The following is a 21,454-nucleotide window of genomic DNA, read 5'->3' as shown; positions in this document are numbered from 1 at the left end:
CGTATTTAAGCACCCAGGCAATTTATTTTCTTACAGTAATCCTAATTACTATCAACAAGTAGTCTACCACTATTTAATACTTTCGTACAAGTGCTTGATCTTCTCTACTTTAATCAGCAGAGAATCAAGAATATCTGAAGATTCACGGAGGTTGGTTTCTACTATATCCGCCAAAGCTGGATCGACAAATAAATTATTCCGTAAGTGCGGTAAGGCTTCCGGACGGCTATTCCGGGTAAATTCTTTTTGCTCCAGCATATATTGCCTGAGCTGATTTGCTTTTTCGTTCCAGAACTGATGTACCAGCGGATGAGGCTTTTTGTAGATATATTCTGTTTTTTCGGCCTTATCGGTGAGTAACAGGAAAGTAAACAGGCGGGCATTATAGTTAATAATAATGGCATTTGGATTTTCTTCTGACTTGCGGGCTTTAACCCTGTTAGTCAGATTTCCATTGGCATCAAATAGGTTCACTGTATTTTCCTCATCAATACCCAGCCGGTCAAATTCGCCTCTTTTAATTCGGTTGCCATCAAAATACTGCTCCATATTTAAAATTTCGTAATATTCCTTATCTACCGGACGGGGTTTATCAATCAAAACTATATTAGGAATCTGGGTTTCTTTGCGTACATCTTCCTCAAAATCCCGGAGTTCAGCTTTCAGAGGGGTTAAATTCATGGCCATACTATAGCCATGTTTACGAATGATTTCGGCTACTATTTCCCGGCTTAATTCAAATTGTTCAGGACGGTTCCAGAGGCAATGTGGGATCAGAAAACAATCCATCAGGTCTATGGCCTTACGTTCATTCAAAAAAGCAGAAGTCCGCAGCAGGCGTATAATTTTTTTCCAGCGCCGGTCGTACACCTGAAAGGCACTCTCAGGATTTTCTTTATCATATTCATCCAGCCGGTATTTGATGACCTGAATTACATTTAGTACTTCGGCAGGCACTTCTATTGAATTAATGGCTATATCCCAGACAATAAGTTCCTCCTCTCCTACTTTCAGGCTTTCTTCCACAGAATCTTCGTATACATCAGCTGTATCCACGATCATATCCACAAAATGGGTGCTGCTCCGGATCTCGGTAATCATATATCTGACCAGAAAGCGGTCCCACAAAGCTGTTAATCCTTCTGAGTGCCCTGGTAGTTCATTGGAAGCGGAGATAATGGCTTTGATGTTCACTTTTATTTCCTGCTCGCCATTGCGGTAGATCTTTTCATTCAGCACGGTGAGCAGTGCATTCTGAATGGCCGGGCCTGCTTTCCAGATTTCATCCAGAAATACCACATTGGCTCCAGGCAGGTATTTATCCGTGAGGCGTTCATATTTATCTTCGTCTTTCAGCTTTTTGATAGAAACAGGGCCAAAAATTTCATCCGGTGTAGAAAAGCGGTTCATCAGGTATTCAAACGAACGTCCATCCCGGAAAGCAAATTTCAGTTTACGGGCGATCAAACTTTTGGCAACGCCGGGAGGTCCAAGTAGAAATATACTTTCTCCGGCTAATGCTGCAAGGAGCGATAGTTTGGTAGCCTCTTCTTTCTCATACACACCTTGTTGGAGCCGCTGTAAAATTTCGCTGATCTTATATTTTCGAGTCATGCTGTTGCTATTCCTTACACTAACTGATGCAGTTTAGGATTTGTTCGGAAAGATATGAATTAGCCAGTAATCTGTAGTCGATGGCTATAATTAGCCCGCTAGGTTTCTCCATTAAAAGGGATTTGTCAAATAATAAAAAGCCAGGCTTAATAGAATTAACGGAGTGAATCCAAGCAGGAAAAACAAAAGGAGTTGCATTCGAATAGCACTGTAGTTAACAGCTATTTTATGAATATGTCTTGCCCACAACCAGACTGGAACAATATAGATTCCAAAAGAAATTATCAATAACAGAAAAAATGAATTTCCTATTTCTCTATCATTGTAAAATATTATAAATCTCACACAAATAAATAGATAACTTATAAATATTAAAGTAGTAATGTAATACAAAGCCTCTTTTATAAGATTCAGTACACACATAATACTTTATATAAGTTTTGCCATTCAACCATTATTCGAGTGTTACGGTCACTGTAGAATCCACACCATTGAATGCATCATAAAAATAAACAAAAGCTTTTTTTTTATCTTTAAATACTCGGAAATCCTTTATAATATCCAGGCTGTGTTCACAATTGAAACTAGCCACTTTACGCTCAAATAATAAATAGTGGCTTTGAAAAATATCATACGAACAGCAATTAGATAGAACGCCGGAAAATGGGCTTCTTAATTCATAGTTATTATACTGTCGTATTGTATCTGGAGGTACTAATAATGCAAAGAATATAGTCCCTAGCAATGCTCCAAATATTCCATCAGCCAGCCAAGCCAGTAATACGGCAACAGGGAGAAAAATATATAAGGAATAATACAAGGGCAATAGCTTTTTGTGCCTTAAAGACAGAAATAATAACACTATGCCTGAAACATATATAATCGTATTGAATAGCAAAATAACTATGGCATTAAAATTTATTTTAAAGACAATTCCCATCAAGAAATTTATAATCAGAATAATCATTGAAGTGAAATGGAATTTCTTTAATATCAGTTTATTAATTAAGGGCATAAAAGTAAAGTACTGGGCTTAAAAGTCGACCAAATCACTCATTTCATATTGAACAAGAATAGTTAAAAAATAATAATGCGAGGAGTATGATCGAAATAATAATTCACAATTTGAATCCATTGCTATAAAACAGCCCTTTTATAAAGCACTAAGTAAAATTGTGTCAGTTTAGATTTTATAAACTTTGTAGCCCTAAATAGTCTTCGGGAGTGTCAATATCGACCAGGCCTTCAGGGAAAACCACAGGAATTACTTCTGCAGAATACTGTTGTATTAATTTTTTGGCACCGGCATTTCCTTCTAAAGCAGACAGTTCATCGAAAAGTTTTTTGGGAAAAACGGCCGGTACACCAAAATCATTTCCGTAATAGGATGCAATAATGTGTCTCTGATCCTTCTCAAATGTATCCACCAGATGATTGAGGAACAAAGTAGTGACGAAGGGCTGGTCACAGAGCATTATAATTCCCCCTTTTACACCAGGATATGCAGTGAGCAGCATCTCTAAACCAGCATGAATTGATGAAGCCATTCCTTGCTTCCAATCCGGGTTTTCGGCCACAAACACGGGAAGATCTTCGAGTTCTAATTTGATGAGGTCTTTATTAGCACCCAGCACCACTACAATCGGAAAACATTTAGAGGCCAGGGCATTTTGTACACTATAGCGGATCAGGCTTTTGCCTGAAAAGGGAAGTAATTGTTTGGGTGAGCCCATCCGGGTAGAAGCACCTGCTGCCAGTATAATCAGTCCTATGCTAGATCTGGGCATATCCGTAGTAATGAAGTGTTAAAAAATCAAACGAGCCAGCCTGCTTACACTTACATTCTATGCTGATCTCTATTCACTGCTTATTTCAACCTGCTGCTGGCTACGTTCGTGGATAAATCCTGGCTTTTGTTTGAGGAATTCTCCCTTTCTCCCGGCAAAAACTGCCTGAATCTCCGAAATAATAGACAAAGCGATCTCGTCCGGCGTTTCAGCACCCAGATCTAAGCCTATCGGGCTATGTACCCGGTTGATGATTTCTATATCAAAAGTTTTTCCCTGGGATTCAAACTGCTCCAGCATTTTCTGAAAGCGTTTTCTTGGTCCCAGCATGCCAATATAGGGTACTTGGGTAGTAAGCAGGTTTTCCATTACAGCCATGTCGTATTTGTAATTGTGCGACATGAGCACAGTGGCAGTAAAAGGAGTGATGGGAATATGCTGCAGAATCTCTTTCCGGTTGGCATTCACCATGGCATTTGCCTGCGGAAAACGGATAGGAGTTAAATGTGCAACACAATCATCTGATACCGTTACATGCCAGCCTACTTCTTTGGCTAACCTTACCACCGGAGTGGCATCGTAGCCTCCTCCAAATATCACCAGATGAATACCTGGATGTAATACTTCCAGAAACGCTTCTATTTTTCCGGAAGGTTGTTCATATAATTTTACCTGAGATTTGCCACCCTGGGCAACTTTGGTAAGGTCCTGCTGCAAAAACAGGGGCAAATTTTTAGTAGTAGATGGATGAAGCGTGCCATCATTCAATAACAGAAAACGTTCGCCAACCTGTAAATCAGGTTCACCTTCCGTTCTGAAAACAGTCATCAAAACAGCAGTATCCCGAACAGAATGTGTTGTATAGGTTTTAAACAGGCTAATCGGATTATAAATATGGTCAGGAATGATGGGCTCGATCAATACATCAATAATTCCATTACACCCTAGTCCAACAGCCAGGCTATCTGCATTTTCATCATCCATGGTATCATAGGTCACCAGCATAGGTTCGCCAGTGGACATTACCTGGCGGGCTTTCCGTAAAGCATCTCCTTCCAGACAACCTCCGCTAATAGCTCCTTCCCATCGCCCATCGTCTGTAATCAGCATCCGGGCACCGGGCCGGCGGTAAGATGAACCATATAATTTCACAACGGTAGCCATAGCGGCCTTCCGCTGGGTAAAATCTATATTTTCATAGACTTCTATGATTCTCTTAAGCTCTTTCATAGGAAGATGGTGGTTGGAGTCCAACAAAAAATTACTGAATTGTTGATTTACAGAAGGTATGAATAAAAGAGTAAAACTATTTATTCAAAAATTCTTTAATTCTATTCTTCAGTAACTTTTTGTTGGACACTAAAATTAACTATTTTTTTGCTACGGCTTTGGCTTCAGCGGTAGTAATAATTTTACCTTTGTTGCCCCAGCTATTACGTACATAATTTAACACCTGTGCTACTTGCTCATCCGTTAAGGGTTGTGGAGGCATCACATTGTTATATTTTTTTCCATTCACGGTTACTTCACCCTGTAAGCCATTCTTCACAACACCAATAGCCCGTTTAGCATCTCCCATCAGATAGTCAGATTTGGCTAAGGGAGGAAAGGCACCTTCAATACCCATACCATTCTCCTGATGGCATACCTGGCAATAGGTGGTGTACAACGTTTTTCCGGCCGCAATACTCTTGGCTAAAGGATCTCCTTGTTGCTTCGGTGCCGGTTCTACAGGCTTGGAATCGAAAGAGTACAAGCCGAATGAGCCGGCAATAAATAAAGGAACTGCTAAGAATTTTAACTTCATGAAAATAAGTAAAAGTTAGGTTTGAACTTGATTTTATATTAATCAGACCATGAAGTTACAATTTTCTTGCCATTTGTTCAGCAGCATACCAAATATTCATTGCCCTATTAACGAAATTTATACTTCTTCTAAATTGAAGGGCAATTTACGTATGCGCTTACCAGTAGCGGCAAAAACTGCATTTCCTAATGCCGGAGCCAATGGCGGTAAACCAGGTTCACCCACGCCATCTGGCTTATCTGTGCTAGGCAGAATATGTACCTCCACTGGTGGAATTTCATTGATGCGCATCATGCGGTAATTATGAAAATTACTCTGCACTGCTTTGCCATTCTCAAAGGTGATCTGGTCTTTGAGGGCAGCCATTAAGGCCATAACGGTTGCTCCTTCCACCTGCGCTTTCACATTATCTGGGTTTACAGCTGTGCCGCAGTCGATACAGGCAACAATTTTTTCTATTTTAAGTTTTCCATTGGTATTAGAAACAAACACCACATGCCCAGCTTGCCCGGCGAAGAACTGCCATATCGCTACTCCCTTGCCCCAGCCCTTGGGCATTGTTTTGTTCCAGTTGCTTTTTTCAGCCATAAAGGTGAGCAGGTTTTTCATCCTGGTGTTTTTCCCGATCATACCCAGCCGGAATGCCACCGGATCTTTGCCTACGGCATGGGCCATTTCATCTATAAAGCTCTCATGTGCGAAGGCAGTAGTCGTGGAATATACGGCACGCCACCAACCTAGGGGCATAGTAGTTTCAGCGTAAATGTTATTGTATTTAATATTCGGAATTTCATACGCACTATCCTTGATGCCTTCCATTGCTCCTTCATCTTCCTTTCGCTGAGGATCTTTGCTGCCAAAGTTATCATAGCCAATAGAAGGAGCAACAACTTTGTGCTGAAATGCCATCGGTTTTCCACTGGCATCCAGACCAGCTTTCAGGCTGCTGAGTGTTCCAGGACGGAAGGGACCTTGTGTCATATCGTCCTCCCGGGTCCATACTACCTTAACCGGCGCATTGGCTTGTTTGGAAAGATGTACAGCCTCCATGATGGAGTCGAAAAAGAGCCTCCGGCCAAAGCCTCCTCCAATGAAAGTAATGTTCAGGGTAATATTTTCTGCCGGGATTTTTAGATAAGCGGCTACCTCACCCAATGCCCAGTCTGGTACTTGTGTTGGCGACCATATTTCGCATTTATCGCCTTGTACATAAGCCACCGTATTCTGTGGTTCCATAGGAGCATGGGCAGCAAAGGGCAATTCATAGATCGCTTCTACTTTTTTTGAAGCCTCAGCAAATGTCTTGTCAAAATCCCCAGCCTGGTGAGATATATGTCCTTCACCTTTTGCCAGGTCATTAAACTTCTTATATAAGCTACCAGTATTAACTTGATTAAAATCAGCGTTATCCCATTCAATCTTCAATACTTTTCTCCCTTGAACGGCTGCCCAGTAATTATCGGCCAGCACCGCTACTCCATGAAAGGTATTTTTGTTGAGCTTTCTTTCAGATGGTAACACCTGCTTTACACCTTGTACCGCTTTGGCAGCAGTGTCATCTAAATTTTTCACCTTAGCATGAAACACAGGTGCCCGTTCAATGGAAGCATACAACATGCCCGGCACTTTTACATCGATGCCGAATTGGGCTGTGCCATCCACTTTATTGAGAATGTCTGGCCTGGGAACAGCTTTACCAATTAGTTTAAAATTTTTAGGATCTTTTAACCTGGGTTCTTTTGGCGCTTCGAGTTTGCTGGCTTTTTCTACCAGTTCGCCATAGGTAAGACTCTTTGAACCTGTTTTCGTATATACTTTTCCTTCTTTGGCATAACATTCAGCCGCCGGAATATTCCAGGTCTGGGCAGCAGCGGCAATGAGCATTTCTCTCGCAGCTGCACCGACCTGACGAAGTAGCATCCAGGAACCTTTTACACTGTTGCTACCGCCTACCCCCATATCTCCGTACTTCTTATCCGCTTTTGCCATTTTGATTTCCACCTGATCCAAACGGACTTCCAGTTCTTCAGCCAGAATGACCGGCATAGACTGGTATGTGCCCTGTCCCATTTCAGGCTTATGCAGCATGAGCGTAATTTTTCCAGTACCCTCAATGATGACAAAAGGATTGAGTTCTTTCGAGGAAGGCGTGTCTTTATCAATCCGTTGTAAAACTGCTTGACGCTCCTTGCCAGCTACAGGCCATGCAAATCCTAAGGTTAAAGCAACTCCAGACAGACTGGATACCTTTATAAAAGAACGCCGGTTAATAGCAGTCGTATTGTTATTTACCATACATAAAAGGTTTAGGCAATACTATATAATTCTTTAACAATCAGCAGTAAATTCCCCATACTTAGTAAGTTCATTTACCAATAAATCATTTACTGCTGACCAAAGACTATTGACCAATAACTACACCCTATCTAAGCGGAAAGGAAGCCTGCGGATGCGTTTACCAGTAAGGCCAAACACTGCATTAGCAAGGGCTGGCGCAATAGGCGGCAATCCAGGTTCTCCTACGCCACCAGGTGCTTCCTGGTTTTGCATAATATGAATTTCCATTTGTGGCACTTCATTGATATGCAATACCCGGTAGTTATGGAAATTACTCTGTACGGTTTTGCCATTCTCAACGGTAATTGGATCCTTTACAGCAGCCGTTATCCCCATAATGATATTGCCTTCCGTTTGCGCTTTCACATTATCCTGATTTACCGTCATACCGCAATCGATCACACAAACCACCTTCTCCACTTTAATGCCTTCGTCAGTTTTTGCTACAGTCACCGCATGGGCACAGATGCTCTCGAAGGATTTTACTATGGCTACCCCTCTCGCTTTGCCAGCCGGAAGTTTGGTATACCAGTCTGATTTCTGGGCTAGAGTCTGTAAGACCTGCTTAAACCTGGGCGCTTTTTCAAATAGGGCAATCCGGAAATCCATCGGGTCTTTACCGGCCGCATGGGCGAGTTCATCCACAAAACATTCCTGACCGAAAGCACTGGTTGAACAATATACGGAGCGCCACCACACAATAGGAATGTCGGTTTCTGCCAGTATATGGCTATAGGAAGCATTGGCAAACGCATATGGACTCGAATCAGGACCAATACATTCCATGACCCAATCATCAGCTTTGCCTTTTAAATCGGCTTTAAATACCTGATGCTGGATAGAAGCACCAACCGCTTTATGTTCGAAAGCAACCACATTGCCCTTCTGATCTACTCCTCCCCGCATCACACTTAGCATTCCGGGCCGGAAAGGTCCCTGCATGGTATCATCTTCTCTGGTCCAGATCAGTTTAACCGGCGCTTTTACCTGTTTAGACAAATACACTGCCTCCAATACATAATCGTAATAGGCTTTTCTACCAAAAGCACCTCCCAGGAATGTTACATTTACTTTTACATTCTCCGGTTTTATTTTCAGGTATGTAGCCACTTGTCCTACCAGCCAGTCTGGGGCTTGTACTGGTGCCCATATTTCGCAACTATCTTCTTTTACAGAAGCCACTGCATTTTCTGGTTCCATCGGCGCATGGGCAGCAAAAGGAGTTTCATACTGGGCTTCCAGAATCTTAGATGCACCTGCAAGGGCTTCTTTAAATTTACCCACTACTTTATAGATAGCCCCCTCACTTTTAGCCAGTTCCTTTAATTCATTAAAATAATTACTTGTACTGACGGTATTGTATGTTCCATCCTCCCAGGTGATACTGAGGGCTTTTCTACCTTGTAATGCAGCCCAGTAATGATCGGCAATCACAGCTACACTCTGGGTGGTTTTGTGCGGCATGGGGCGTTCGGCAAGCAGTACCTGTTTTACTCCTTTGATGGCTTTGGCTTTACTATCGTCGAACTTTACCACTTTGCCGTGAATGACCGGAGAACGCTCAATAGAAGCATACAGCATTCCAGGCACTTTTACATCGATGCCAAAAACAGCGGTGCCATCCACTTTCAGAGGTACATCCGGACGGGGCAGTGATTTGGTGAGTTTCTTAAAATCCTTGGGGTCTTTGAGCCTGGGTTCTTTAGGCACTTCCAGTTTGGCAGCCTCCTCTACCAGCTGCCCGTATGGTAAACTAGCCTTGTTTTTTCTGTTGATTACTTTTCCATCTTCAGCATAACAATCGGCTATGTTCACCTTCCACTTATTAGCAGCTGCCTGCACCAGCATTTCTCTGGCAGCCGCTCCGGCTTTGCGTAGAGGTTCCCAGGATGAACGCACACTGCCACTTCCTCCGGAGAGTTGGTTACCGAATTTACTGCGCCCATCGGACTGCCTGATTTCTACCTGGTCCAGGTTTACTTCCAGTTCTTCGGCTAATAACATGGGTATCGCCTGGAAAGAACCCTGCCCCATATCCGGACGGGGGTTAATGAGTGTGATTTTTCCAGTTGTATCGATGATGATAAATGCAGTAAGCTCAAGACCGGCTGGCGGCACCGAACTGATATTATATAAGGTAGCACCAGTTGAAATGGCTTTGCCACTCGCAGGAAAATAAAATCCGAGCGCTAAGGCTGTACCGGATAATCCGGTGAGCTGTAAAAACTTGCGGCGTTTCAAGGGTTTGTCTAGCATGTTCATGATTAATCAACTTTTGAAGATGCCCCCATTTCAATAGAAGCGGTGTGAATCGCTTTGCGTATCCGCTGATAGGTACCACAGCGGCAAATATTCCCCTGCATGGCTGCATCAATATCCGTATCAGTCGGTTTGGGATTCTTTTTCAGCAAGGCTACTGCCGACATGATCTGTCCCGACTGGCAATACCCACATTGCGGAACCTGTTCTTTGATCCAGGCTTTCTGTACTGGATGACTGCGATCAGTGGAAAGGCCTTCGATGGTGGTGATTTGTTTACCAGCTACGGCAGAAACCGGCAACACACAAGAACGGGTAGCAGCACCATCTAAGTGAATGGTACAGGCACCGCACTGGGCCATCCCACAGCCAAACTTAGTACCGGTTAAGCCTACAAAATCGCGTATGACCCACAAAAGCGGCATCTGTGGATCTACATCTACGGTATGCTTTTGTCCGTTGACGTTTAAAGTAAATTGAGCCATAATATTGTGTTGGAGAGTTTAAAGTTTAGAAGACGCACCTTAGTAAATGGACAATTAAAAATGAATAGCTGGTAATAGTAAAATCGTTACCCATCCATACTTAGCGGCCTTAGATTTAACATATAAGCAATGCGCTTATGATCAGAGATGGTATAGGTATAATTTTTCAGTTAAAACTACAAATTTATATCAGCTATCCAATAATCCTGTATTCAAAGTTTTGTTAATGAAATGTTAAAGAGATTTGCCTGTATGGAGATGATGAATTGAATCAACCAGAACTTTGGTTTACAACCATATTATGTTTTGTATTCCGGCAAGCTTATCTATAAAAGAAATTGTTTATATAAACAAAACTTATATACATATTTTGAAGTATACACCATACCATATATTAAACATTTTATAGTGCAGAATATTTTTCACGAATTGTAAAGTTTGAGTTTTAGAATAAGCAAGTATCAATAATCATCAAAAATTCATAGAAAATCTGAAAGTAAAATGGTATCTTTACAAATGATTGCTTTATAAAAATATTATACAAATGTTGGTTATTATCTAAGAATGTTTTTTAATTTGCAATCACTTTCAAAACTGGCTCATTCAATAAAGTTTTAATTTCTTTCAGCAGCATATGGCCGACGCACCACATAATTACAACGAAGACAGCATTAGATCTCTTGACTGGCGGGAACATATCCGCCTGCGACCTGGTATGTACATTGGCAAACTAGGCGATGGCTCCTCTCAGGACGATGGCATTTATGTGCTTGTAAAAGAAGTTATCGACAATTCTATAGATGAACACGTGATGGGGTTTGGGAAAACCATCGAAGTGAACATTTCTGAACACAGGGTGGAAGTGCGCGATTATGGCCGGGGAATACCCTTAGGAAAAGTGATTGATTGTGTTTCCAAGATCAATACGGGTGGAAAATATGATTCCGGCGCTTTTCAGAAATCAGTTGGCTTGAATGGCGTAGGAACCAAAGCAGTAAATGCCTTATCTAACTATTTTAAAGTACAGTCTTACCGGGATGGTAAAACTAAAATAGCTGAATTTCAACAAGGTATACTTACTAAGGAAAGTAACGAAACGCCTACTACGCAGCGGAATGGAACGATGATCATTTTCGAACCGGATAATACAGTTTTTAAAAATTACCGGTTTATACCCCAGTTCCTTGAAAACCAGATCTGGAACTATGCTTTTCTGAATGCGGGACTTACTATCAATTTCAATGGGCAAAAGTTTTTTTCCCAGAATGGTTTATTAGACCTTTTACAACGGAAAACAAATATAGAAAGCCTCCGGTATCCTATTATCCACCTGAAAGGCGATGACATTGAAATTGCCCTTACCCATGGAAATGAATATGGCGAGGAGTATTACTCGTTTGTAAACGGACAGTATACTACCCAGGGCGGAACGCACCTTGCTGCGATGCGGGAAGCAATAGTAGAGACGGTGAGGGATTTTTTCAAAGAAAAATTTGAAGCTTCTGACATCCGGGCTTCTATTGTAGGAGCGATTAGTGTGCGGGTACAGGAACCAGTGTTCGAATCCCAGACCAAAACAAAATTAGGTTCTATTAATATGGCGCCTGAAGGGCAAAGTGTACGATCCTTTGTGGGAGATTTTATTAAAAAGAACCTGGATAACTACCTCCATAAAAATAAAGAGACAGCGGATGCGCTAAAAAAACGCATTCAGCAATCGGAACGGGAACGCAAGGATATTGCCGGTATCAAAAAACTGGCGAATGAGCGGGCGAAAAAAGCAAACCTACACAACAAAAAACTCCGCGATTGCCACATTCATTATAACGATGTGATCAAGGTAGATAAGAACAATCCGGAAGATAAACGCTATGAAACTACCCTCTTCATTACAGAAGGAGATTCAGCCAGCGGCTCTATTACCATTTCCAGGAATGTGCAGCACCAGGCCGTATTCAGCTTACGTGGGAAACCGTTGAACTGCTTTGGCCTGACCAAGAAAATCGTATACGAGAACGAAGAATTTAACTTATTGCAGCATGCCCTCGACATTGAAGATGGCATGGAAACCTTGCGTTACAATAAAATCGTGATTGCTACCGATGCTGATGTAGATGGCATGCACATCCGCTTGCTGATGCTTACGTTCTTTCTGCAATTCTTCCCGGATCTGGTCCGGAACGGGCATCTGTATATACTGGAAACTCCTTTATTCAGGGTACGCAATAAGAAAGACACCATCTATTGTTATACCGACGAAGAACGGCAGAAAGCAATTAAAAAGCTGGGACCAAAACCTGAGATCACCAGATTTAAAGGACTGGGAGAAATTTCACCCAATGAATTTAAAGACTTCATCGGAGAGGATATGCGCCTGGAACCAATTATTCTGCACAAGGATACCTCTATCTCTAAACTGCTGAGTTATTATATGGGTAAAAATACACCGGAACGCCAGAAGTTTATTATTGAAAACCTTCGCATAGAGAAAGACCTGGCCAATGATGATAATCTGCCACTTGAGGCTGGCGCAGCATAAAATAGTTAAATCCCTGATTTAACAAGAAGGATGAATAAAATAAGGCTGAAAATTATGAGTATATAGGTCGATTTTGTTTTTTGCAGGATAGTTTCAATAGTTTAGTGGAAGAATTTAAACCCAAGTATAACTCACGCTATGACCTTAGAAGAACTCCGGCAACAGATCGACCTGATTGATAACCAGATGCTGCAACTGCTTAATCAGCGGATGGAAATTGTAAAGGAAGTTGGCAATTTAAAACGCACCACCAATACAGTTATTTACCGGCCCGAACGCGAAAAATCTATTATTGACCGGCTGACCGAACATAGTAAAGGAAAATTGCTGAACCGGTCGGCGATTGAAGCGATTTACCTGGAGATTTTTGCCGTGAGCCGGAATCTGGAACTTCCAGAACGCATTTCATTCCTGGGTCCGGAGGGAAGCTTTACCCACCAGGCGGCTGAAAGCCGGTTTGGTGCCATGAGTGATTATATTTCTTTGCCCAGCATCCGTTCGGTGTTTGAAAGCGTTGATACCGGCAGGGTGAGATTTGGAGTGGTTCCGATTGAAAATAACCGGGAAGGCATTGTGAATGAAACCATCGATCTGTTGTATGAACTTGATATCCGGATTGTAGCCGAAGTGTTGCTGCCTATTCATCATACGTTTGCGACAAAAACAGAAAAACTCAGTGACATTAAAAACATTTATTCCAAGGATATTGCTTTCCGCCAATGCCAGAAGTTTCTGAATGAATACTTTGACATTACGAAAGTTAAACTAATTCCTATAGAATCTACGTCGAAAGCAGCCAGGATAGCAGCAACAGAGCCAAATAGTGCAGCCATTTGTTCACACATTGCAGCCAAACTTTCAGAGGTTCCGATCTTGTTTGAAAATATAGAAGATGGACAATACAACCGGACCAGATTTTTTATTATCAGCAAAGATTTCAAAAATCAGAAAAGCGGCCAGGATAAAACTACGATCATTGTAGACTTGCCCGTATCAGAAAAACCAGGTAGTCTGGCTTCTTTTCTACAGGATTTTAATGAAAAGCAAATCAACCTGACCAAAATTGAAAGCCGTCCTACCAAAGCTGATGAAAAATTCCAGTTCTGGTTCTACATTGATTTCGATGGACATATTGAAGATGAAAATGTGCAGAAAATTATGCAAAAACACCAGTCGCATGTAAAGTGGCTGGGAAGCTATGTGAAGTTAAGTTAAACATTACTGAATTACTGAATTACTGAATTACTGAATTACTGAATTACTGAATTACTGAATTACTGAATTATATAATTTATTTTTTATTCTGACCTTCTGTAATGCTGTAATTCTATCATTTCTATACACCTATGAACGAAAATAACAACGAAAGTCTGCATGAAGCTACAGCCGTTTCGGGTATGTACGAAAACTGGTTTCTGGATTATGCGTCATATGTAATCCTGGAAAGAGCCGTACCAGCTATAGAAGATGGACTCAAACCAGTACAGCGCCGGATTCTGCATGCCATGAAGGAAATGGATGATGGCCGCTACAATAAAGTGGCTAACATCATCGGGCAAACTATGCAGTACCACCCCCATGGCGATGCTTCCATTTATGAAGCCATCGTAAACATGGGTCAGAAAGATTTATTAATAGATAAACAGGGAAACTGGGGAAATATATACACCGGAGATGGTGCAGCTGCGAGCCGGTACATCGAAGCCAGGCTATCTAAATTCGCTCTGGATGTGGTATTTAACGCTGACACAACTCCCTGGCAATTATCTTACGATGGACGTAAGAAAGAACCCATCACCTTGCCGGTAAAATTCCCTTTACTGCTGGCACAAGGCGTAGAAGGAATCGCTGTCGGGCTTTCTACCAAGATCATGCCCCATAACTTCTGCGAACTCATTACTGCTTCCATCGATGTATTAAAAGGAAAAGAGATCAACCTGTACCCCGACTTTCAAACCGGCGGACTAGTAGATGTAACCTACTATAATGAAGGGGCCAGAGGAAGCAAGCTAAGAATCCGGTCACGCATCGAAGAACTCGATAAAAAAACACTGGTAATCAAAGACGTTCCCTATGGCGTAAATACAACCGGCCTGATGGAGTCTATTGTAAAAGCCAATGATTCGGGAAAGATCAAGATAAAAAAGGTAGTGGACAATACAGCTAAAGACGTAGAAATCCAGGTACATCTGGCACCCAATGTATCACCTGACATTACCATTGATGCCTTATATGCCTTTACCGATTGTGAAATATCTGTCTCCCCTAATACCTGTGTTATTATTGAGGAGAAGCCGCATTTTGTGAGTGTAAATGATATGCTCAAGCTTTCTACTCAGAAAACGGTAGAATTGCTCAGGCAGGAACTCGAGATCAAAAAAGGGGAATTGCTGGAAAGGATACTCTATTCCTCCCTGGAGAAGATATTTATTGAAAACCGCATCTACCGCAAAATTGAAGAATGCGAAACCTGGGATGCCGTACTCGACACCATCGACAAAGCACTGGACAAATACAAAAAGCAGTTTTACCGGGCGATCACAACGGATGATATTGTTCGTCTGACAGAAATTAAGATCAAGCGTATTTCCAAGTACGATGGTTTTAAGGCCGATGAACTGATGAAACGGCTTCAGGACGAACTCGAAGAGACCGAAGATAATCTGGCCAATCTTACCAGGTATGCGATCAATTATTTTAAGGAACTGCTCAAAAAGTATTGTAAAGGTGGTGAACGCAAAACGGAGATCCGCCAGTTTAATACCATTGCTGCCACTGCCGTAGCAGCTGCCAACCAGAAACTGTATGTCAACCGGAAAGATGGCTTTATTGGCGTTTCCCTCAAGAAAGATGAAAATGTAGAACTGATTGGGGAGTGTTCAGATATTGATGATATTATCATTTTCCGCCGGGATGGGGTTTGTAAAGTGGTAAAAGTACAGGATAAAGTATTTGTAGGTAAAGATATTATTCATGCGGCCGTTTTCAAGAAAAATGACGAACGGCAGGTATACAACCTGATCTATGTAGATGGGAAAGATGGCATTGCTTATGTAAAACGTTTCCAGGTAACCGCTGTCACCCGCGACCGTGAATATGATCTCACCAAAGGAAACCCTGGCTCGAAAGTGGTCTATTTTACTGCCAATCCGAATGCAGAAGCAGAAGTCGTAACAATAAATCTAACGGCTGCCAGCAAAGCGAAGATCAAGGCGTTTGATTATAATTTTGCTGAAATTGAAATCAAAGGCCGGAGCGCCCAGGGAAATATTCTCACTAAACATCCGATCCGTAAAGTAAGCCTCAAATCAGAAGGCACTTCTACCATGGGCGGACTTGCGATCTGGTACGATGAATCCATAGGCCGCCTCAACCGGGAAGGAAGAGGCAGAAAACTAGGCAACTTCGAGGGCGAAGAGAATATTCTGGTGATCTACAAAGACGGGCAGTACGAGCTCACCAATTATGAACTCACCAACCGCTATGAACCCAACGAACTTATGCTGCTCGAGAAGTTCGACCCGGCTACAGTAGTATCGGCGATTCATTATGATGGCACGCAGAATAACTTTTTTGTAAAACGTTTCCGCATCGAAACGACCAGTGTAGATAAAAAATTCTCCTTTATCAGCGAAAGCAAAGGTTCAAGATTAGTGGTAGTTTCAACTGATCCTCAGCCACAAATTGAAGTAACGTTTAAGAAGAGCGCCAAAGATAAGGAAGAAACCCAGTTTTATGACCTGGACATGCTTACAGAAGTAAGGGGCTGGAAAGCACTGGGAAATAAACTCTCTAACTATAAGGTATTGCGTGTGAAAATGCTTGCCTCAAAGCCAGAAAAGGACATAGAAAAAATCATTGTGCATGCCACTCCTGAAATGAAAGAAGAGAATGCTGGCGTAAAAGTAAACCAGCTCGGCATATTTTAAGCAATCTTATAAGTAATGACAGATTCTCATTCGTCATTACTTATTTCTGAAACAATCGAATCCATGAGCACAATTGGTAATATTCTCTGGATCATCTTTGGAGGAGGCATATTTCTCTTTCTGGAGTATTTTATAGGCGGTATCCTGCTTTGCCTTACCATCATTGGAATTCCTTTTGGCTTACAGTGTATCCGCTTATCTTTTGTCGCCTTATTGCCTTTTGGCAAGGAAGTACGGACTGCTGAGGCGGCTGATGGCTGTCTTTCTCTGATGATGAATATCATCTGGATACTGATTGGTGGCATCTGGATCGCCCTGACTCACTTGCTGTTCGGCCTGATCTGTGCGATCACCATCATCGGAATTCCATTCGCTATGCAGCATTTTAAGCTAGTTTCGCTCAGCTTTGCTCCGTTTGGAAAAGAGATAAGGGATAATGGTTAATTTAAGCTTTGGTTTAAACTGCATCAATCCGTGCTTAACAAAACAGAATTAAAAACTGTCTCTAAAGATGAACTCATACGATGTATTGAAAAATGTTCACAAAGTAGGTTATCTAATGACAGGAGAAGTAGTGAGATAGGAGAAACATGAATTTAACGGTTTCTATGTTTGTAATATTGAACTAAAAGCAGTTACAAAATATAAAGCCATTGTAACATTGCATGGGAAAGCCGAAGACTTTAAAGAAGAACTTCTTCCCGAAAGAGGAAGTATTATCAAAACTGTTATCAAAAATCACATAGATGATACGTTATGCTTAAGCGTAGATCAGGAAGACTTGAAGTTAGTGGAAGAATATCAAGCTTTTTATCAAGTTATTAAAACTCTCAAAGAAGGAACCATCACATCAGGAGTTGTAAAAGCAATTGTACCATTCGGAATATTTGTTGATTTGGGTTATCCATATCAGGGTGTAGTGGATATTGGACATACAGATTTCAACGGAGGAGATAGATTGCCAATCGACTTTATTGAAAAATTAAAAGCAGGAGATACTATTCAATGTATTATATCCTATTTTAGATTTGATGACAGACAAATAGGGCTACGCTGGCTGGAAAACAAGCAATAAACCACCAACCACTATCTTCATTTTTATGCTGCCTGCTTGCGTTTTTGAAACCAATTTTTAATTTTCTGCTTGAATGAATTTCCTTCCTCTTTTTTATCATCTCCAATGAGGTACCCGTAAGGCTGTAAAGTAGGCACATGATCGAAAATTACTTTGGCAATACCCAGCAAGGGAATAAACAGGATCATCCCGGCAACGCCCCATAATAAACCGCCAATCACCAGAATCACAATAATGGCCAGAGGACTTAAATTTACCTGTCCGCCTACAATATAGGGTTCTATAAAATAATCGTCAACAAGCTGTATGAAAGCAAGCATGCCAATCACGGCCAGGGCAGCTCCAGGAGATTTGGTAACCAGGGCGGTTCCGGCTGCAAAAACACCACCTATAATGGTTCCAACGTAAGGTATAAAAGTGAATAGTGCTGCCAGGCAACCCAGCAAAATGGCATACTTCACACCTATAATCAGCAAACCTACCGAGTTGAGTACCGCCAGGATTAAAATGGCTACAAACCGGCCTCCTATGTATTTAATAGCTACTTTGGCAATTTTATTGAGTACATCTTTTATCTCCCCTGCGTTATTTTCTCCCCGTATCTTCATAAAGAATACTTCATATTTTTCCCGGTAGAACAAGAAAAAGAAAATATATACCAGGATTAACAGAAAGGTTGTAAGTCCGCCAATGGCACCACTTACAATTTGTTTGGCTATTTTTCCGGCATCTTTGGCAGAAGAAGCCGTATTCTCTTCCAGAAAAGATTCCTGTTCCTGCGGAGGTATTTTAAACTGAACTTCAATCCATTGCTGCACTTTATATAATACTTCCTGCATCTGGCTTTTCATCTTTGGCAGTTCTTCATTGAAACTAACCACTTGTGCTGTAAATACGCCAAAAATACCGGCCACTACAGCCAGTATGAGCAGGATACATAAAAAAATAGACAATCCTCGTTTTATTCCCCATCCTTCAAACTTGTTGCATAAGGGCAATACTAGCATGGCGAGCAGTAGGGCAACCACAAAAGGAATCAGGAAGGACTTGGCAAAATATAAGGCTGTACAAATAAGAAAGCCCAAAAATAATACAGAATTTACTCGGCTGACCGGAACAGTTTGCATATAGCTGTAAAGTTTGTAGAGATGCTATAGCCGTGTACGTAACATATAGAAAAGAGTGGTTATAAAAATATGTCGGATAATTTAAAAATGAAAAGTTCTCAAAACTTTGCAATTGCTTTCAGGTTAATAAACCTGGCAGAAAGTGTATTCGGTACTGCATACTGCCTGCGCTCAGTATCAGTAACCCAGGTGTAGGAGATTGTATTGCGGGCACCCACTACATTCAGGATTTCTGCGCCCAGCCAGAGAGATTCTGTAAAGCGACCTACTCCTTTTGTTTTGTCTTTGAAAGTAATGATCTTAGAAAATCCCAGATCAATGCGGCGGTAAGAGGGAGCTGTAAAAGCAGAGCGGTAGCGCAATACCTGCGGTGGACTAAAGGGCAAACCAGTTCCATAAATCAGGTTCATGTATACCCTGAGGGTAGGATTGTTTGGCAAGTGGTCCTGGAAGAAAGCGGAGATTGTAACCCGTTGATCCGTAGGTCTTCGCACATACCCATTTGAATCAAAACCTAAATCCTCTTTTGTACTCAGCACACCCAGGCTGAACCAGGATTCTGCACCTTTGATAAATTCGCCGCTCAGGCGGAAATCTGTTCCCCAGGCATAGGCTTTGGTATTATTATTCGCATAATAACGCAAACGGACATTCTCCACATCATAGGCCACGGCATCCCATATCTGTTTATAATATGCTTCCGAAGTAAACAAAAAATCCCTTCCCCATAATTTAACCACACGTTCTGCCCCGGCGATCAAATGTAAGGAACTCTGTGCTTTCAGACTGGTATTTAGTTCACCGGTACGGGTTCGCAGTTCGCGGTAGAAAGGAGGCTGCCGGTAAATGCCTGCCGCCAGTTTAAAACTTACCTGTTTTTCCCAATCCGGCTTAAACGCATACTGAAAAGTAGGGCTGAACAAAAATTGTTTATTCAGGCTCCAATATCCCATCCGGAACCCATAGGTAAAGGTATGCTGAGAATTTAAGAGAAAAGTATGCTGCCCATATGCACTCATTCTGTCGGTTTCCAGATACAGGTCAGTAAATAAGGTTTCGTTGAGGCGCACATAGGAAGCAGAATCTATAAATGTATATTGTTCGAGCCGGTCAGTTATCTTTTCGTGCCCATAGCGTAAGCCCCATTCGAACTTATTGCGAATACTAGCCTCGAATAAATTGCGGCTTTCAAAATTTATTACACTTGCTTTCAGGCGGTTGCGGTAATGTGTATACAAACTACCTGCCCCCCTTGTGGCAATACAATCGTTAAACCTGCCGGTAGCCGGATTGAAGCCTGTATCACACAAACGGTAAGCACCTTCTGTTTCGGTATACTCTCGCTCGCTGGTTTGCATGCCAGAAACAATGATATTGAGCGTTAATTTCCGGTTGAGTTTGTGGGTAAACTTCAGGCCATTCTGATACATATCATAGCTCAGCAATTCCTGTCCGCCAAATGCAACGAATAAAGTGAATACCTGGTCTAAAGTGCCGAAAGAAGTTTGCTGGCTTACTGGCTGGATAAAGTAGCGGTTACGGGCATAGGATAATAAAATACCTAGCGTAGTCTGAGGAACAAAACCTTCAGACAGTTTCCGCTTCGATAAGTCGATATTGATATAGCTTTGTACATCAGTGAACCTGGGCAGGTACTCCCCTTTTACATCCAGCGTTCCCAGCAAATATTGTGAGCGTTTTTCCCGCACTCCTACTACATATGAAATCCGGTCTTTATATTTTCCTTCCAAATGTCCTGCACCACCAAGCAAACCTACGGTAAGAGAACCAGCCAAGGAATCGGGTTCTTTATAAGCAATATTGAGCACAGAAGACAATTTATCGCCATACTTAGATTGCCAGCCACCAGATGAAAACTCCACATTCCGCACCAGATCGGGATTCACAAAACTCAAACCTTCCTGTTGACCAGACCGCACCAGAAACGGCCGGTATACTTCCATGCCATTTACATACACCAGATTCTCGTCAAAATTGCCTCCCCGCACCGAATAGGTAGCCGACAATTCATTATTGCTCACAACGCCAGGTAAGGTAGCCAGTATTTTATTGAAATCTCCGAAAGCTGAAGGAAGCGCTTTTACGGTTTGAGGGCTAATATTGGCAATGCTGATTTCCGGCTTTAACAATATACCCCTGGCTGATTTAATTTCTACTTCCCGCAGTACTTTGGTATCTTTTTCCAGTATCACTTTCCAATCGGCAACCTGCCCTTCTGCCAGAAAAAAACTTTTCTGTGCTTCTTTATATCCAATATGTGTTACCACACAGCTTATGAGTTTACCCGAAGGAATACCCAAACGGAATATTCCGGAAGTATCCGCCGTTGTACCAGTGGTCGTATTGCTTATTCTGATTGTAGCAAATGGCACAGGCGTACCATCAGTTTCAGTAACAATCCCTTGCAGAGTTGCCTGTTGTGCGAATACACCATATAATGTACTGAATACTAACAAAGTACAGCATAGCAAACA

General features: G+C 41.8%; 15 protein-coding genes. 5 read left to right on the top strand and 10 right to left on the bottom strand.

All coding sequences use genetic code 11. The annotated features are described in order from the left end of the window. Positions 1-69: 69 nt before the first annotated feature. The 8 genes from GXP67_RS32230 to GXP67_RS32195 form a co-directional block, all read right to left on the bottom strand. Positions 70-1,614, bottom strand: coding sequence for an AAA family ATPase (locus tag GXP67_RS32230; protein WP_162446918.1), 1,545 nt, complete (start codon positions 1,612-1,614; stop codon positions 70-72). Positions 1,615-2,068: 454 nt separating this feature from the next. Further along, positions 2,069-2,629 (bottom strand): hypothetical protein, encoded by a 561-nt coding sequence (locus tag GXP67_RS32225; RefSeq protein ID WP_162446917.1) that lies wholly within the window; start codon positions 2,627-2,629, stop codon positions 2,069-2,071. A gap of 175 nt (positions 2,630-2,804) precedes the next feature. Beyond that, the gene (locus GXP67_RS32220; protein ID WP_162446916.1) at positions 2,805-3,401 is read right to left on the bottom strand and encodes a nucleotidyltransferase family protein; all 597 of its coding nucleotides are present in this window, start codon (positions 3,399-3,401) and stop codon (positions 2,805-2,807) included. 69 nt (positions 3,402-3,470) lie between these two features. Then, the gene (locus GXP67_RS32215; protein WP_162446915.1) at positions 3,471-4,631 is read right to left on the bottom strand and encodes an XdhC family protein; all 1,161 of its coding nucleotides are present in this window, start codon (positions 4,629-4,631) and stop codon (positions 3,471-3,473) included. Between the two features lie 139 nt (positions 4,632-4,770). After that, positions 4,771-5,208, bottom strand: a complete 438-nt coding sequence (locus tag GXP67_RS32210; RefSeq protein ID WP_162446914.1) for a c-type cytochrome — start codon at positions 5,206-5,208, stop codon at positions 4,771-4,773. Positions 5,209-5,325: 117 nt separating this feature from the next. Beyond that, positions 5,326-7,503: a xanthine dehydrogenase family protein molybdopterin-binding subunit gene (locus GXP67_RS32205; RefSeq protein WP_162446913.1), complete on the bottom strand. Its 2,178-nt coding sequence runs from the start codon at positions 7,501-7,503 to the stop codon at positions 5,326-5,328. A 120-nt stretch (positions 7,504-7,623) separates the two neighbouring features. After that, entirely contained in the window at positions 7,624-9,807 is a 2,184-nt protein-coding gene (locus GXP67_RS32200; protein ID WP_232064729.1) for a xanthine dehydrogenase family protein molybdopterin-binding subunit, read from the bottom strand. 2 nt (positions 9,808-9,809) lie between these two features. Beyond that, positions 9,810-10,289 (bottom strand): (2Fe-2S)-binding protein, encoded by a 480-nt coding sequence (locus GXP67_RS32195; protein WP_162446912.1) that lies wholly within the window; start codon positions 10,287-10,289, stop codon positions 9,810-9,812. 634 nt (positions 10,290-10,923) lie between these two features. On the opposite strand from GXP67_RS32195, the gene GXP67_RS32190 reads away from it, so the two are divergent. From GXP67_RS32190 to GXP67_RS32170, 5 genes are all read left to right on the top strand, one after another. Next, positions 10,924-12,828 (top strand): DNA topoisomerase IV subunit B, encoded by a 1,905-nt coding sequence (locus GXP67_RS32190; protein ID WP_162446911.1) that lies wholly within the window; start codon positions 10,924-10,926, stop codon positions 12,826-12,828. Positions 12,829-12,966: 138 nt separating this feature from the next. Next, entirely contained in the window at positions 12,967-14,043 is a 1,077-nt protein-coding gene (pheA, locus tag GXP67_RS32185) for a prephenate dehydratase (RefSeq protein WP_162446910.1), read from the top strand. A 131-nt stretch (positions 14,044-14,174) separates the two neighbouring features. After that, positions 14,175-16,757, top strand: coding sequence for a DNA gyrase/topoisomerase IV subunit A (locus GXP67_RS32180; RefSeq protein ID WP_162446909.1), 2,583 nt, complete (start codon positions 14,175-14,177; stop codon positions 16,755-16,757). 15 nt (positions 16,758-16,772) lie between these two features. Further along, positions 16,773-17,201, top strand: coding sequence for a YccF domain-containing protein (locus GXP67_RS32175; protein ID WP_232064728.1), 429 nt, complete (start codon positions 16,773-16,775; stop codon positions 17,199-17,201). 217 nt (positions 17,202-17,418) lie between these two features. Next, positions 17,419-17,832 (top strand): S1 RNA-binding domain-containing protein, encoded by a 414-nt coding sequence (locus GXP67_RS32170; RefSeq protein ID WP_162446908.1) that lies wholly within the window; start codon positions 17,419-17,421, stop codon positions 17,830-17,832. 23 nt (positions 17,833-17,855) lie between these two features. On the opposite strand, the gene GXP67_RS32165 is transcribed toward GXP67_RS32170, so the two are convergent. Together GXP67_RS32165 and GXP67_RS32160 are read right to left on the bottom strand one after the other, a co-directional pair. After that, the gene (locus GXP67_RS32165; protein WP_162446907.1) at positions 17,856-18,959 is read right to left on the bottom strand and encodes an AI-2E family transporter; all 1,104 of its coding nucleotides are present in this window, start codon (positions 18,957-18,959) and stop codon (positions 17,856-17,858) included. Positions 18,960-19,057: 98 nt separating this feature from the next. After that, positions 19,058-21,436: a TonB-dependent receptor gene (locus GXP67_RS32160; protein ID WP_232064727.1), complete on the bottom strand. Its 2,379-nt coding sequence runs from the start codon at positions 21,434-21,436 to the stop codon at positions 19,058-19,060. Positions 21,437-21,454: the final 18 nt, after the last annotated feature.

This window comes from Rhodocytophaga rosea (genome assembly GCF_010119975.1).
GTDB classification, from domain to species: Bacteria; Bacteroidota; Bacteroidia; order Cytophagales; family 172606-1; genus Rhodocytophaga; species Rhodocytophaga rosea.
This window is presented reverse-complemented; position numbering and strand designations above follow the sequence as displayed.